18 protein-coding genes are annotated in these 13,119 nt (G+C 40.8%); 2 read left to right on the forward strand and 16 right to left on the reverse strand.

The window, feature by feature from the left end; genetic code table 11:
* Nucleotides 1–162 precede the first annotated feature (162 nt).
* The 6 genes from Q0590_RS35145 to Q0590_RS35170 form a co-directional block, all read right to left on the reverse strand.
* Complete coding sequence (locus Q0590_RS35145; protein ID WP_302042359.1) at nt 163–489, reverse strand: ribonuclease E inhibitor RraB; 327 nt, start codon at nt 487–489, stop codon at nt 163–165.
* A 106-nt stretch (nt 490–595) separates the two neighbouring features.
* Entirely contained in the window at nt 596–1,024 is a 429-nt protein-coding gene (locus tag Q0590_RS35150) for a hypothetical protein (RefSeq protein ID WP_302042360.1), read from the reverse strand.
* A gap of 171 nt (nt 1,025–1,195) precedes the next feature.
* On the reverse strand, nt 1,196–1,738 hold the full coding sequence (locus Q0590_RS35155; RefSeq protein ID WP_302042361.1) for a hypothetical protein: 543 nt from the start codon (nt 1,736–1,738) through the stop codon (nt 1,196–1,198).
* A 120-nt stretch (nt 1,739–1,858) separates the two neighbouring features.
* Entirely contained in the window at nt 1,859–2,548 is a 690-nt protein-coding gene (locus tag Q0590_RS35160) for a transglutaminase domain-containing protein (RefSeq protein ID WP_302042362.1), read from the reverse strand.
* A 108-nt stretch (nt 2,549–2,656) separates the two neighbouring features.
* Nucleotides 2,657–3,103 (reverse strand): hypothetical protein, encoded by a 447-nt coding sequence (locus Q0590_RS35165; protein ID WP_302042363.1) that lies wholly within the window; start codon nt 3,101–3,103, stop codon nt 2,657–2,659.
* Complete coding sequence (locus tag Q0590_RS35170) at nt 3,104–3,292, reverse strand: hypothetical protein (protein ID WP_302042364.1); 189 nt, start codon at nt 3,290–3,292, stop codon at nt 3,104–3,106.
* Nucleotides 3,293–3,718: 426 nt separating this feature from the next.
* On the opposite strand from Q0590_RS35170, the gene ltrA reads away from it, so the two are divergent.
* Nucleotides 3,719–5,014 carry a group II intron reverse transcriptase/maturase gene (gene ltrA / locus Q0590_RS35175; RefSeq protein WP_302042365.1) on the forward strand — a complete coding sequence of 432 codons (1,296 nt, stop codon included), beginning with the start codon at nt 3,719–3,721 and terminating at the stop codon, nt 5,012–5,014.
* Between the two features lie 107 nt (nt 5,015–5,121).
* On the opposite strand, the gene Q0590_RS35180 is transcribed toward ltrA, so the two are convergent.
* Together Q0590_RS35180 and Q0590_RS35185 are read right to left on the reverse strand one after the other, a co-directional pair.
* Nucleotides 5,122–5,565 carry a hypothetical protein gene (locus tag Q0590_RS35180; RefSeq protein ID WP_302042366.1) on the reverse strand — a complete coding sequence of 148 codons (444 nt, stop codon included), beginning with the start codon at nt 5,563–5,565 and terminating at the stop codon, nt 5,122–5,124.
* 124 nt (nt 5,566–5,689) lie between these two features.
* Nucleotides 5,690–6,181: a hypothetical protein gene (locus Q0590_RS35185; RefSeq protein WP_302042367.1), complete on the reverse strand. Its 492-nt coding sequence runs from the start codon at nt 6,179–6,181 to the stop codon at nt 5,690–5,692.
* A 334-nt stretch (nt 6,182–6,515) separates the two neighbouring features.
* Between Q0590_RS35185 and Q0590_RS35190 the strand changes: the two genes are divergently transcribed.
* The gene (locus Q0590_RS35190; RefSeq protein WP_302042368.1) at nt 6,516–7,535 is read left to right on the forward strand and encodes an IS110 family RNA-guided transposase; all 1,020 of its coding nucleotides are present in this window, start codon (nt 6,516–6,518) and stop codon (nt 7,533–7,535) included.
* Between the two features lie 692 nt (nt 7,536–8,227).
* On the opposite strand, the gene Q0590_RS35195 is transcribed toward Q0590_RS35190, so the two are convergent.
* The 8 genes from Q0590_RS35195 to Q0590_RS35225 all read right to left on the reverse strand — a co-directional run bounded on the left by Q0590_RS35195 (nt 8,228) and on the right by Q0590_RS35225 (nt 12,999).
* Nucleotides 8,228–8,683: a hypothetical protein gene (locus Q0590_RS35195; protein ID WP_302042369.1), complete on the reverse strand. Its 456-nt coding sequence runs from the start codon at nt 8,681–8,683 to the stop codon at nt 8,228–8,230.
* 127 nt (nt 8,684–8,810) lie between these two features.
* Nucleotides 8,811–9,233: a hypothetical protein gene (locus Q0590_RS35200; RefSeq protein WP_302042370.1), complete on the reverse strand. Its 423-nt coding sequence runs from the start codon at nt 9,231–9,233 to the stop codon at nt 8,811–8,813.
* 119 nt (nt 9,234–9,352) lie between these two features.
* Nucleotides 9,353–9,835 carry a DUF3805 domain-containing protein gene (locus tag Q0590_RS35205; RefSeq protein WP_302042371.1) on the reverse strand — a complete coding sequence of 161 codons (483 nt, stop codon included), beginning with the start codon at nt 9,833–9,835 and terminating at the stop codon, nt 9,353–9,355.
* Between the two features lie 135 nt (nt 9,836–9,970).
* Nucleotides 9,971–10,219 carry a hypothetical protein gene (locus Q0590_RS35210; RefSeq protein ID WP_302042372.1) on the reverse strand — a complete coding sequence of 83 codons (249 nt, stop codon included), beginning with the start codon at nt 10,217–10,219 and terminating at the stop codon, nt 9,971–9,973.
* 123 nt (nt 10,220–10,342) lie between these two features.
* Nucleotides 10,343–10,681 carry an FEKKY domain-containing protein gene (locus tag Q0590_RS35215; protein ID WP_302042373.1) on the reverse strand — a complete coding sequence of 113 codons (339 nt, stop codon included), beginning with the start codon at nt 10,679–10,681 and terminating at the stop codon, nt 10,343–10,345.
* 435 nt (nt 10,682–11,116) lie between these two features.
* Nucleotides 11,117–12,391: an IS91 family transposase gene (locus Q0590_RS35220; protein ID WP_302042374.1), complete on the reverse strand. Its 1,275-nt coding sequence runs from the start codon at nt 12,389–12,391 to the stop codon at nt 11,117–11,119.
* A gap of 147 nt (nt 12,392–12,538) precedes the next feature.
* Nucleotides 12,539–12,832: a type II toxin-antitoxin system RelE/ParE family toxin gene (locus Q0590_RS37720; protein ID WP_366970777.1), complete on the reverse strand. Its 294-nt coding sequence runs from the start codon at nt 12,830–12,832 to the stop codon at nt 12,539–12,541.
* Complete coding sequence (locus Q0590_RS35225) at nt 12,820–12,999, reverse strand: hypothetical protein (protein WP_302042375.1); 180 nt, start codon at nt 12,997–12,999, stop codon at nt 12,820–12,822. Before Q0590_RS35225 ends, Q0590_RS37720 begins: the two co-directional genes overlap by 13 nt.
* Nucleotides 13,000–13,119 lie beyond the last annotated feature (120 nt).

Genomic DNA, 13,119 nt, shown 5'->3' on the forward strand with positions numbered 1-13,119 from the left:
TGATTCTCTCTTCCCCAAACTTCTGTACTTTCATATTCTTTAATAGGTGCTAATGAACATACACAAACGCATTTGCTGCCTCTCGGTGAGACATTGCGCTTAAGAGGCAGAGTTGGCGCTTTGTGCGATGTTGGACGTATTCATTTCGTTATTAATTACTTGTTAGTCTATTTTTCCAACATCCCAACCGTCATACAATTCCACCTCAAAGTAAGCTGCTAACTCATTGAAGGCTAAATTCCTCTGATGCAGTTTTTGGGGAGTCAGCTTATCCTTTTTACTCGCTTGTAATTGCCACTTTTGGTCTTTTAAGAGACGAAGATTAACAAGAGTGTAATTTCTGCTCCTAAGTTCTTCGTACACAGATTCCAACTTATGCTTGTCAGCATCTACGAAGAAGAACCCCCATTTAAGGTAATCTTCAGTATTCCAACCATTAGCTTTCATCTTTTCGAACACGGCAATTAAACTATTTAAATCAGAATGCATAGCTATTAACTTTCCGATTACGCCTAACGGCTCACAAACCCTCGCAAACCGGCCTTCTCTGCTTTGGCCTATGCCCAGAATAAGGCGGTTGTTGCAGGGTTAAGTGTTATAGCCTGTTTTTTATCCTTTCATTTATTTCTATCACTTCTTCTTGAAGGGCAGCACTTGCCATCTCATGCTGCAAGACCTGTTGTAAAATAGCTTTTATGGGCCTGTTTCCAATTACATTTACGCCTGTATTCGCAATTCGGCTAACCATGATTAAGCCTAAATTGGAAGGCTGTTTCTCAACGGATTTAAGTAGTTTGTCAGCGTAGTTAGGTAGGCTTTCCAATCCGTGTACGATTGACCATAATACTCCACCTCCATCTTCTTCCGGAAACCTCTCCAATACCCCAAGCATCACATCTATCCCCTTTTCTGGCTGCTGCGTTTCCCACAATTCTGCCAATAAGTCTTCTAGTTTCAGCCAAGTGTTATTAACCGGTTCAAACTTTTGTATATCTTCTAAAACTTGGTCTATCGGTCTTATCATTCCTCTATAAACTATAACGCAACATGAATACTCGCATACGCCTAGCTAATGCTGAGCTTTGTGCGGCTGTGCCAGGGTTGTCGTCCGTATTTAATGTTACATGCATTCTTTTTTAATTTATATCACCCTCAGAAGTGTTAATTTCTATTAGCTAAACTCAGTTGGTTTTTTTTATTTGTCTAAAGTCTCTGTTGACAGCTCTAATAACTTTTTATATGTTTCAAAATTCTCATAACCACACTCCATATCAGTATAGCTTACACTAAAATAATTTTTCTTTTGTTTATCACTTATTTTTACAACGATGCTGGTACTTGGTGTCCAAGTTTGCTTGCCACAAAATGGTTTTAAAGGCTCAATATTAATTAAATTATCATGCAGCCATAATTTTAAAAATTCATTTTTTAAGCTATCACTACTTACTGATATTTTATTCACATAAGACTTAATACTATCTTTGTTATTTAAATATTGATAAACTATCAATTCATTTTCTTGGGGCAAATACTGAATAACCTCCTCATATTCTGGGCCTCCTTCTATAGAATATGCGATAATTATTTGTTTGGGTTTTTCTTTTATAAATTTGAGTCTCTCAATTCTATTGATATAAAACCTATTCAATAATTTAATTTTCTCGCTTTGATTCTCTTCTTTATTTTGAGCTAAGCACAAGTTTGTAATCAATACCAACAGAAGTATAAGCTGCTTCATTTATTTAATAGACCGAAATGGACCAAACATAATCGCATACTGAGGGTTCAAGGTGTAGATTTGTGTGTTAGTACCCCGGTTGTCGAAATTATGTGGTGTTGCCTGTAGTATTTTATTCTTTTAGTGTTCATCTTCGGCATAACTGTTCAGTCTCTCTACTTCGAAATCAGTACTATAAAATTGTTCTTCAGAAACAAGTTTGCTCAATAATTGCCATTTTGCATCTTGGGGTAGATGATTAAGTACAAACTTTTCAGGTTTGGTAAACAAATATCTAAGATTCAGTTCTTGAACATATTTCATTTGATTCTCTTCCATCACAGCATGGCCACTTCCCCAAGTGACATCGAGTAGATACCATTGATTATCTATTTTTACCGCATTCCACGCATGATTAGTGTCTCTTTCTTTTTTTCCTGTATAACTAAATCCTTTCCCATACCCACGGATAACTTCACAGTTTATATCTACATCTTCACATAAAGTAGCAAATAATTCTGCATACCCTTGACAGATGATCTTTCGTTTTTCTAATGCACTAACCACTGTAACATCTGAAAAATTTCTACTTTGATACATCTCTACATCATAAGCAATATGGTGAGCGATCCAATAAAAAAATAGCTCTACCGTCTCTTTTTTATTCTGTGCTCCAGCCTGAAGGTAAGTTGCTAGTGAATAAGTATCTTTTGTATATTTCTCAGGGGTTGCCCTAGCATAAGCAATTAAATTACTATTGGTTAAACTCTGTGAGTAGATGTCCACAGAACTACAAACTAAGAATACAAACAAGATTAGTTTCTTTATCATTTTTAATTATAGGCAATGGAATAAGAACACCCGCATATTTTTGGCTTGCTTAGGTTTGTGCAGTTGTGCCAAAATTGTCGGCTCGTGTTTGATGTTGTGTGCCATAATTCATTTTATCAATTCTCCGTAGTATATCCTTTTCACTGAACAATACAGGTCATTTTCCTTTTTCTTTTTAGACACCCTTAATATAGGATAATCCATTTCTGAATCAACTAAAGCTTCAGGGGATTGTTTTTTGGCTGAAGGCTTGAACTGGATTGTATCTCCTCTTTTATAGATAAAGGTTGTATTATATTCTACTATGCCAATTGTATCACCCATGGCATCGAGCCCAATGAAAAAATTCGGCCATCTTACAAAGCCATGTCGCCCCTTTTGGTCTTGCATGAGCAATTTTAGGTGCAAAGTATCAGAAGTTGACTCCACTTTCCAATTATTCCAGCAAGCTTCCACTCTTTCCTTTTCAGCCAAATCCTTCACACTTTGATAATGGACGCCTCTACAACTTATTGACATCAGTAAAATAATAGATACTAAAAGTTTTGTTTTCATTTAAATGGCACACAACGGATTATGGCTAACCGGCGGCATCGCCTCATGTGTCAGCCCTGTGCGTTTCGGCGGCGTGCTGACCGGCTTAGCTAATGTGTGTGCCCAGTATGGGTACCTGGTATCGAAGATACCATAATATTCCTGAGGGTGCAAGTCCCTTACAGGCAAGCTGGTGAAGCCTGTTAGCAAGTCGCAAGGTGGTTTGTCGTGAGATATGCACTGAAGAAAGCGAGACTGCAAAATCCGGTACTGACGAACAGAAACGGCATAAGAGGCCACTTGAATTGGGTCAGGCAGCACATCATGTCAAAGCCCGTAACCAGTAAAATTCATCTGGTAGATGCCGCAGGAATCGGAAGAAGGAATGTGCTCTTACCTGGGGAGATCTCTTTGTGTCTGGTACACAAAGGAGAAGTCAGCAGCGGTCGTAGTAGTTGGTGGAAACGAGCTGAGCCCAAGATTACGGTATACTCAGAGGACTCACAAAGTCAATCAAGGACCAAACGTTAAGTTGCTGCAAATGCGGTCAGGAGGTTCAAACCTTGAGTTTGCCAGCCTACCCTAAATGCAGCAGAGAAAACTACAAGTAGTAAATAGCAATTAGTAGTAATAAAGATGATTGAGAAAGTAACGAGCCGTAAGAATCTACTCAAAGCCTACCATCAGGTGCTCTCCAATAAAGGGGCAGCAGGCGTAGATGGGATGGGTGTTAAAGCACTAGCTGCATACCTGAAAGAAAACGGGCAGCAGCTAGTGGAATCGGTATGTGCGGGCAGTTATCTGCCTCAACCTATCTTAGGGGTAGAAATACCCAAAGCAAACGGGAAGAAACGCCTCTTAGGCATTCCTACCGTCTGTGAAAGATGGCTCCAACAAGCCGTCCATCAGCTGATAGCTCCCTTGTTCGAGCTTGATTTCAAAGAACACAGCTATGGCTTCCGACCACAGCGTAATGCAGGGCAGGCGGTAAAACAAGCTCACAAGTACATCCACGAAGGCTACAGGGCTATCCTAGATATAGACCTACAAAACTTCTTTGATGAAGTAGACCATTGTCTACTCTTGCAGCTTGTCTACCGTAAAGTTAAATGCCCACTTACCCTACGGCTGATCCGCAAATGGCTCAGGGCACCCATCCTCATCGATGGAAAGCTGACCAAACGCAGAAAAGGCGTTCCGCAAGGTAGCCCACTTTCTCCCTTGCTATCCAATATCTTCTTACATGAATTGGATAAGTTTTTGGACAAGAACAAACTTCGCTACGTGCGCTATGCCGATGATGCAAGCATTTATGCTAAAACGCCTTACCTGGCCCAAAGAGCAGCCAAAAACATAACTCTCTTCGTAGAGGGAAAGCTTGGACTGATCATCAACCGGGAAAAGAGCGGCATCCGTAAACCGGAAGAGTTTGAAATTCTGGGCTACAAACTGATACCTTCTTTCAAGAAGGGGGAAAGGGGCAAATACTTACTGGCAGTGAGCGAGAAAAGCTGGCACAAGTTCAAAGAGAAGCTCAAATCCATCACCAGGAAAACAACACCTAAGTCTTTTGATATGCGCATGCAAGCCTTGAAAGAAGTGCAAAGAGGATGGCTCAATTACTTCCGTTTAGGGAGTATCTATGGCAAACTCCGAGACCTGGATGGCTGGCTACGTAACAGGCTCCGGTATTGTATCTGGCATGATTGGAAGAAACCTGAACGGCGAAGAAAGAACTTCATCCGCTTAGGTGTTTCTCAAGATCAGGCCTATGCCTGGAGCAGGACGAGGATGGGAGGCTGGGCAGTAGCTCAAAGTCCCATACTTAACACCACTATCACCCTGGAACGGCTGAGAAAAAGAGGATACGAAACCATGCTTGATTACTACTTGAAAGTAGCTCCACAATTTAACGAACCGCTGTATAGGTGACCCCTACGTACAGTGGTGTGTGAGGCGCTCCCCGTCAGCTAACCCTGGCGGGGCCGTCTACACGATTGGGCGTTCGTTATTCTTTTTTATTTCTTTTTTGCTTTTATTTATTCTTCGTCCAACAAGTCCAACTGCCAATTCTTGTTCTTTCGTTTCTTTTTCCAATCCCAATATGTAGCGTAAAATTCATCGTGCAGGAAAGCTTGGTCCTCGTCAAAGTCTTTCGGCTTATCCACTATCAATACTTCGGTCCACTTCCCTGTCCCCGGCTCCGGGTCTGTGGTTCCGTCAATCAAATTGAAGAAGTCAAAAAATGCGTTAGCTGTGCTGCTGGCAATCACTTTCCGTAAAGCGGTTTTCAAATCCTCGTTTCCCTTCAGTTCTTTAAGTGCCTCTTTTTCCTCATCAGTCAATCCACCATTAGGCGGATAATCGATTAGTTTTCCTAACCGAGCATTAAAGATATTATTAGCCGTTTTGTTAGCTGATTCTTCAATTCCTCGGTGAACTGAAATCAACAATGTCTTTAAATTTTTTTCGGATAGCTCCATTCGTTTATTTTTTATTCGATGACGCCCAATGTACCACAAACCCTCACACACCGACCTTCTGTGTTTTGGCCTTTTGCTGAGGATAAGGCGGTTGTTGTAGGGTTAGGTGTTAGCACCTGTTATCTCATTTTCCTTTTTTAAATGTTACCTCTTTCCCGCCACACGTCATACGCTGAACATAAGCGAAAACTGAAATAAAATGATATTCCTTGCCCAAAGCCATCGGTAGAATTGACCGAAGTTGCAAATAGTCATTAGAGGATGTGTTGCTCAACGTGACAATTACTTTTTCGCCAAGTTGTATTTGCGCTTCTTGTTCTTTTCTGATTAGAATTTGCTTGGTACTGAGTAATTCATCTTTGGTGTAAATGGTAGAATCCAACCAGCATAAAAGTTTTTCCACTTTTACTGCATATAATGCGCAGTTATTGTTCTTCTTTTTGTTTCCAACCGAACAATCACATAATCCATCAGTAATTTTTGATTGAAAAGTTAGTTCAACTGCGTAATTGTCAATTTGACTCAAGACATACCGAATCTGATTTGGGTTATCTTGAGCCTTCAACATCTGTCCTAATCCCACCACAAATAATATTATTAACAACTTTATTTTCATTTCCTTCAATAGGTGCTAATAGACCAGCCGCTACTCGCAGCCGGTGATACATGAATAAGCTCTGCGCGCAAGCATCCCGGTTGTCCTTTAGATTTGCATAGTTGTAAAATTCCAAGAACTTTATTTAAAGATAACCCTGCTCAAGGCGCATTAGGCGGTTGTCCAGGCTCTAGGCCTATCCTTCGATTGAATCCTTGAGCAGGTTTTTGAAGAAGCTTCAAATAGAAATTAGAGCAAACAGCTATTAGCTCAGGCTCATTATTAAGGACTTGATTGTCTTCAAAAGGTTATCCTGTATTCTTTTTTACCATCTAATGTAAACATTTCTTTGCTTATGCAAAAGTTCATCTATTTCATTGGTATTGATATCTCCAAGCAGACCCTAGATTTTTCTTTAGTGCAAATGGGAAATCAACTATTTCACCTAACCACTGCTAACAACCAAAAAGGCATTGCCTGTTTTATCAAAAAATTAAAGGACTTGCCCCAATTTGAGATCAATCAAGCTTTGTTTTGTATGGAACATACCGGTATTTATAACCATTTCATACTTGAGGCTTTAACTTCTTTACAAGCTAATATTTGCTTACAGGCAGCTATACAAATAAAATATTCCTCCGGGCTGCAAAGAGGAAAAAATGATAAGATCGATGCGAAACGCATTGCTATGTATGCTTATTTAAAAAGGGAAACACTTGCGCTCTGGCAACCCCCACGTCCGGTGATGAAGCAGTTGAAATACTTGGTAGCTTTAAGGAATCGGTTGATTAAAGCTAAAAATCAATTAAAAACTGCGCTTGTCGAAACTACTCATTTCTCAGATAAAACTTCTATGAAAGAACTCGCTTCTTTGTGCAAAGCTTCCTTGCTTGCTTTAGCTAAAGATGAAAAGAAGGCCACTAAAGCCATTGAAGACATTATCAAATCAGATGATAAGCTAAATCACTTATTCAATCTAGTTACATCTGTCAAAGGTGTAGGTCAAATGACAGCTACCCAAATCATCCTCTCCACGAATGAATTTAATGACATCAAAGAAGGTAAAAAGTTTGCTGCTTATGCCGGTGTAGTTCCCTATGAGCATTCTTCTGGCAGCAGTATCAGAGGCAAAAACAGAACATCCAAGATGGCTAACCAGTCGGTAAAAACCTTGCTGCATATGGCAGCCCTTTGTGCGATTGTACACTGCTCAGAATTGAAAGCCTACTATGCGCGAAAGGTAGGGGAAGGTAAAAACAAAATGGCTGTCATTAATGCTGTTAGAAACAAGCTGGTCTTGCGAATATTTGCCTGTGTTAAAAACAATCGCAAGTATAGTGCTGATTACTTTTATCAAGCAACTTCTACTGGATAAACTCTTAGAAAGAATTATTGTCGTTAAAGTGTGGGAATGTGGGTAACTCTTGGAAGGGCTTGAGCAAGGGGAGTTATCCATATTTCCACACTATTTCTACTGCTCTCTTGTCAAGATAAAATAGGATAAAATAAAGCTACAATTACTTGCTTAAACCATAGAAATCGAAGTAGCGGCATGTTAGTTGCCCGTTCTTTTCCTTCTTTTTTCCAGCCTTGGCCTTTCGGTGAGTAGTCCCTGTGTGTGAGCCTACCGGTGCGCAGGGCTTGTTGTCGATTCAATCTCCCATTGACGCAGCAAGCCCCAAAAAGCAGGAAAAGTAAAGTCTTTGGCTCCTTCTTCCTTTCAATCCCCTGCCAAAGACGGCCGGAGAAAAAAACAGCGGCCACCAAGCCAGGCTACACAATAAATACCAATCTTTATTCGTTTTAGAGCCAATCTGCTTTCCTTGAAAGCTTAGTCAGCCTGAGTTTGCCTTCAGCTTGCAAAAGCCGTTTTGCGCTTCGGCCTACTCATCTGACCGACTACGCTGCGCTAGTCGTTTGGCTCTAAATCAATAAAAGCCTTTTCCTTTTTTCTCCGGTTAATGGCAATTAACGCAACATGGCTAACCTGCACCGTGGCCTGCTTTGGCTCTGAGCGTCTGCGGCCTGGTGATAGGCTTAGCTAATGTTGTGTGCAGAATTTTATGATTATATTATTTCACTTTGTTCACAGCTTCCAATTAATCTGCCATTATTGTCGAATTGATAGAAGAAATGATCAACAAACCTAAGCTTTCTATAAGCCATAATCTTTACGACATAGCTATCACCTATCTTTTTTCGCGATGAAACATATATTTTTAACCGACCTGACCTATCTCTAATATTCTTTATGGGAATGCTTGACTCAGGTAGCTTCAATTCTTTGGGCGCGTCAGTGCTTAGAGTAGATATTTCTTTTTTTGTTTTCTCATCCCATTGTGTACAGTTATAGACAATGCCAAAGTGAATACTTGTGTCGGTTTTGGTTGCCAATTCCACCGATTTTAAGTCTGGATATTTTTGAGAGACTAAACTCTCAAAAAAATGATCCACGGCTAACTGTTCATAAGCAGGAGTCGTGTCTGTCAATACTATCACTAAAAGTAATTGTATTAGTGTCATTGTTCTTATATTCAATTATTCCTTTTGCACACAATGTAACAAAGCTTCCCGCATACCAGTCCCTCTGCGGTGTAGCCCTGCGGTGAGCAAGGGCTGGTTGGCGGTCGAAGCTGGTGTTAGGGCCTAGTTATTTCTCTTTATTTTCTGCTTCAATATAAAATTCAAAAACTAATTCTTGATCCTTTGACCGCTGAATGGTCAAACTGGTATAAGGGCCTAATTCTTTATTATAACACTCAATTGTCTCCTGATTATCTTCCATACTACCTACTACTTTGTAGTAACCATAGTAGATGATTCTATCATTAATTTCTCCTGGACAGCAAATGCCATCTGGAACAATATTAGGTTGTCTAGATAGATCCACTCCCAAGGCTTGTAGCAAATGAAAAAGCGGAAAGTCTTGCTTAATCACTTCCTTCTCAAAATAGGCGCAATCACTACAGGAGCAATTTTCACCTATCTTCGGATAGGTGGAATAAAGCTGACTTGTCCTAACTTTATCGACAACAATTCGCTTTTGCCCTATTATAATTTGTTCTTTGTTCACTGCTTATTCTAATTGGCCCTAACGACTCAACAACTCCCGCAAACCGTGCCCTTGTGCTGTGCATTTGTGCTTAGAATGGGCAGGTTGTCGGTTTGAGTTGGGTGTTAGTGCATGTTCTTTTATAATGATTTTAACGTTGCTAATGCTTTTCTACACTTTTCTAACTCTTCAACAAGCTCAGGGTCATTGTTTCTTTCAGCCTCAACAGTGAATGAGCATATGAATAATGTAGCCTTTTCACCTGTGAGCCAATTATGAATGATCATTTTACCGTCTCCCTCATCTGTTTGGCTTATATAATAAGCAGCTGGTTTCTGCCCCAAATTAACAATCTTCGCACCCGGATTATTATTGACTTCTTTTTCAATAGAGCTTTGAATATCAATTATTTCTTGCCCATCCCTCCTCATGGGTGTAACCCTAAAGTTGCCCTTCCAATTATCTTCATCTACAAATAAGTAAGCTCCGCTTTCCTCTTCAATTACACTCCAATTAGCTGGATATTGTAACTGACACCACTTATTATTTGAGATGAAGGTCTTTTCTTGTTTTATACAAGATGTCAAACTAAGTACAGATATGAATAAAGTTATTATTTTCATTTACTTAATATGCACTAACGAACCAAAGGCTGCCGTATACCGGGGCTCGAAGCTGGGGCTATAGAGCGTCGGCTCTGCGGTGAGGCCTAGAGCTGACGGCCCGGTTATCGGCCAGACTGGTGTTATGGGCAGATGTCACTCTCTTTCTTTAAATGGTTCTGCTTCTTTATCGTTTATGGTCACCATTGGATAATCATATTCCCCTTCGACATATACTTGAATGTCGCCATTCTCCCACACATTCAGATGATAGTAGCCATTCAATCCGTCGGGTTGTTGCAATTTCAACGTATCATTTTTCCGCAGGTAATACTCTTCCGCCCACGGCTCAATAATGACGGTTAACTTTTCTTTGTCAGCATTGTCAATCAAGAATACGCTCATCTATTTCTTTATTTGCCCATAATGGACCATACACTGACGCATACCGTGCCGACTTCGGTTAGGCAATGCGGTGGGCAGGGCCGGTTGGCGATTTCAGTGTAGTGTTGCCTGCTGTACTTGTTCTTATTCATCTTGTTTACAAGCTTGCACTTCCTGCATATATCTTTCCTCCCAATCTTTCCCTATCCGTTTGGTTAATCTTTTATCGGCTTGCCTGAAATTAGAATTAATCCGCCATTTACGCCACTTGGTAAGTACACATCCATGCATGTATTTATAGGTGATTCCATATTTTTTTCCTATGATCACTTCACAACTGGTTGATGGCAATCCTCCTGTTACTCCCCCCAATGTTAATATCTTTATCGGCTTTTGATCTGTAGGTAATGAAGTCTCTAAGGAGGTTTGTGCCCATACAGTCCGACTAAATATGAATAACAAGCATACAAGAAATCCCTTCATCCTTTAATGTTTTATATAGCAGGCAATGGCGAGTAGCTAAACGCCGTGCTCGGTCAAGGTGTGGCCCTTGGCTGTGGCCCGGCATGGCCTGCTTAGCCAGCGTTGGATAAAGTCTTTTATGTTTTATTCCTGCCCCTTTCTAAAGGTAAGCTTTCCACTACTAAGGGGCAATAACCGTAAGGGATTTTCAATCTTTTTTCTCTTTTCTTCTCCCTACTTTTGGCGTTGTTGGCTTTGCTTGGCCCAACCCATCTTCTGCTTGCTGCCCCTATAGACCCTGTAAGTAGCCTGTTAGCAAGATTGATTAGGAGATGGAGCCTGCCTTTTTTATCCCAAAGACAATGTGTTGCCATCCTACCCAGGTAAACACCCGGGCAAGGGATAGACAAGTAGTTGAATGAATGTGTATAGTGAGGCATCTATAGAGAGTTTGGCTTAGGAACTGTTCCAGGTAGTGATCGCCTGCCCATATCCATAGCTTATTGTGGCCCCTGTGGAAGGCTTACCTGGAAAGTATTGTCCCTGGTAATGATAAGGCTGTTGGCACGTTTTACAGGCCAAAGCCTGCTCGCCATAGACCTGCTGCCAATGAGATTCAAAGCCGGAGAAATCAGCTCCCTGCCACTCGCTCATGGAAGTAGTAGAGGCCGTAGCTGCAGGAGCTTGTTTACCTACTCTATTGGCATAACAGCCATAGTAACGCACCATCCGGTAACCTTTCCCTGGCACATGTTGCAGCAGCCGGTCCAAGAAAGCAGCATAGGGTAAGCACATGGAGGCTTGCTTAGGTTTTTCACCAGGCAGACTGTTTTTATAATCCTTGTAAGAGAAGCTCACCATCCCTGCTGTGATACGGCTGATACGTGATTCACTCAGGCAAGCCCGTTTGGTGTAGCGCCCTACATAGCCAACGATTTGCTTGCGATCTGACAGCGATGGCTGCACAGACACCACCCAGTCTGTAGCATTGAGTTTCTTAAGATAGCTTAGAAAATACCTTCTGCCTAAAGAGAGTGTGCCTGGAAGGACAAGCTTTTTCTGCTCATACAACTCAAGTAAGCCTTTCTCAAACACCCACCGGAATCTACGCTTTAAATGAGCCGCCCGGCACAGGTAATCTCCCTGTAATTCCACTACCTGCCCCCTGTGGAGATCCTTGCCCCCGGCAGCGACGATCAGATGCAGATGGGGATGATACTTCAGATCACTGCCGGCTGTATGCAAGACGCTGACAATACCAGATTGGATGCCATGTTTATAGCTAAACCAATCCAGTAGGACCTCGCTGGTAGCTCGAAAGAACAAATCATAGATCAACTTTGAGTTAACTTGGGCTAAAGATCGAAGTCCTGCCGGCAGAGTGAATACTACATGATGATGTTTGATGTCGAGTAAGTGAGCGAGTCTTTTTTCTGCCCACCGGTAAGTTTCCACGACTCCACACGTGCCACAAAAGCGGTGCTTACAAGAATGATACAGGTATTTCTTTTCCTGACACGTCTGGCAGGCAAACAGGTGATAGCCTAATTTTCCTGTGCGGCAGTGCAAACTTTTGCTGACAGCATGAAAATGGCAATCTTGCAGATATAATTTGCGGTTTTTATTTTTCAGATACTCTTTCCAATACAGCTGATAAATATCTGCTAAGCGATGTTTCTTTTGATACTTGTAAGGGCTTTGTGGTGAGGGAATCGCAGGTTGATTACACACATTTCTTCAAGAGTAACAACTAAAAATATCAATTTATCTTCAGATTTTGTCCAATGGACATGAACCTACGCATACCATTGCTTCGGTGGGGTATTGTGTGTGGGCAGCATGGTTGTCGGCAGGTTTGATGTTAGCAGTGGTTTCTTTTCATTTGATGTCTCCTAATGGCTTTGAGGAATGGTGGACTGTCAAGACATCAATTTTGTCCTCACTACTTATTTCATAAATTATTCGGTAGTTCCCTTCGATCAATTCTCTTATCGTTTCACTATTTCTTTCTGGCACCATTCTACCGATCCTGGGCATCGTTTTCAATATATTTGTCTTGTTGAAAAGTTTGGATACAATAGTAGATGCATATTTTTCAGAGTAGCCACTACTATATTGTGCTATATTGGTTAAGTCATCTATAGCTTGTTCAGTCCATATTACTTTAACCATTTCTCCAATTTTTTCTTGGCTTCTTCTTCTGTATAAACTTTTCCTTGTTGTACTTGTCGTTGTCCTTCTTCTATTTTGTGCAAAATCATTAATTTTTCAATCAACTCATCTACAGAAAATTCATCAGGCATATTCTGTATAGTTTCTAATATTTGTGTTTTTTTCATCAGTCAGACATCTGTTTTATCCGAATTTACGAAAATTCTTCCATTTTGTCTACTCTTTATCACTGCTAACATATGTATACACACACCTTGACTCTTTGAGTTGTGTGTATTTCTTTTATA

Source organism: Rhodocytophaga aerolata (assembly GCF_030503435.1).
GTDB lineage: Bacteria > Bacteroidota > Bacteroidia > Cytophagales > 172606-1 > Rhodocytophaga > Rhodocytophaga aerolata.

What these genes read in the sequence shown, in the direction of transcription:
- Q0590_RS35145 (WP_302042359.1), bottom strand. Translation starts at nt 489, where the DNA reads ATGCATTCTGATTTAAATAGTTTAATTGCCGTGTTCGAAAAGATGAAA.
- Q0590_RS35150 (WP_302042360.1), bottom strand. Translation starts at nt 1,024, where the DNA reads ATGATAAGACCGATAGACCAAGTTTTAGAAGATATACAAAAGTTTGAA.
- Q0590_RS35155 (WP_302042361.1), bottom strand. Translation starts at nt 1,738, where the DNA reads ATGAAGCAGCTTATACTTCTGTTGGTATTGATTACAAACTTGTGCTTA.
- Q0590_RS35160 (WP_302042362.1), bottom strand. Translation starts at nt 2,548, where the DNA reads ATGATAAAGAAACTAATCTTGTTTGTATTCTTAGTTTGTAGTTCTGTG.
- Q0590_RS35165 (WP_302042363.1), bottom strand. Translation starts at nt 3,103, where the DNA reads ATGAAAACAAAACTTTTAGTATCTATTATTTTACTGATGTCAATAAGT.
- ltrA (WP_302042365.1), top strand. Translation starts at nt 3,719, where the DNA reads ATGATTGAGAAAGTAACGAGCCGTAAGAATCTACTCAAAGCCTACCAT.
- Q0590_RS35180 (WP_302042366.1), bottom strand. Translation starts at nt 5,565, where the DNA reads ATGGAGCTATCCGAAAAAAATTTAAAGACATTGTTGATTTCAGTTCAC.
- Q0590_RS35185 (WP_302042367.1), bottom strand. Translation starts at nt 6,181, where the DNA reads ATGAAAATAAAGTTGTTAATAATATTATTTGTGGTGGGATTAGGACAG.
- Q0590_RS35190 (WP_302042368.1), top strand. Translation starts at nt 6,516, where the DNA reads ATGCAAAAGTTCATCTATTTCATTGGTATTGATATCTCCAAGCAGACC.
- Q0590_RS35195 (WP_302042369.1), bottom strand. Translation starts at nt 8,683, where the DNA reads ATGACACTAATACAATTACTTTTAGTGATAGTATTGACAGACACGACT.
- Q0590_RS35205 (WP_302042371.1), bottom strand. Translation starts at nt 9,835, where the DNA reads ATGAAAATAATAACTTTATTCATATCTGTACTTAGTTTGACATCTTGT.
- Q0590_RS35210 (WP_302042372.1), bottom strand. Translation starts at nt 10,219, where the DNA reads ATGAGCGTATTCTTGATTGACAATGCTGACAAAGAAAAGTTAACCGTC.
- Q0590_RS35215 (WP_302042373.1), bottom strand. Translation starts at nt 10,681, where the DNA reads ATGAAGGGATTTCTTGTATGCTTGTTATTCATATTTAGTCGGACTGTA.
- Q0590_RS37720 (WP_366970777.1), bottom strand. Translation starts at nt 12,832, where the DNA reads ATGGTTAAAGTAATATGGACTGAACAAGCTATAGATGACTTAACCAAT.
- Q0590_RS35225 (WP_302042375.1), bottom strand. Translation starts at nt 12,999, where the DNA reads ATGAAAAAAACACAAATATTAGAAACTATACAGAATATGCCTGATGAA.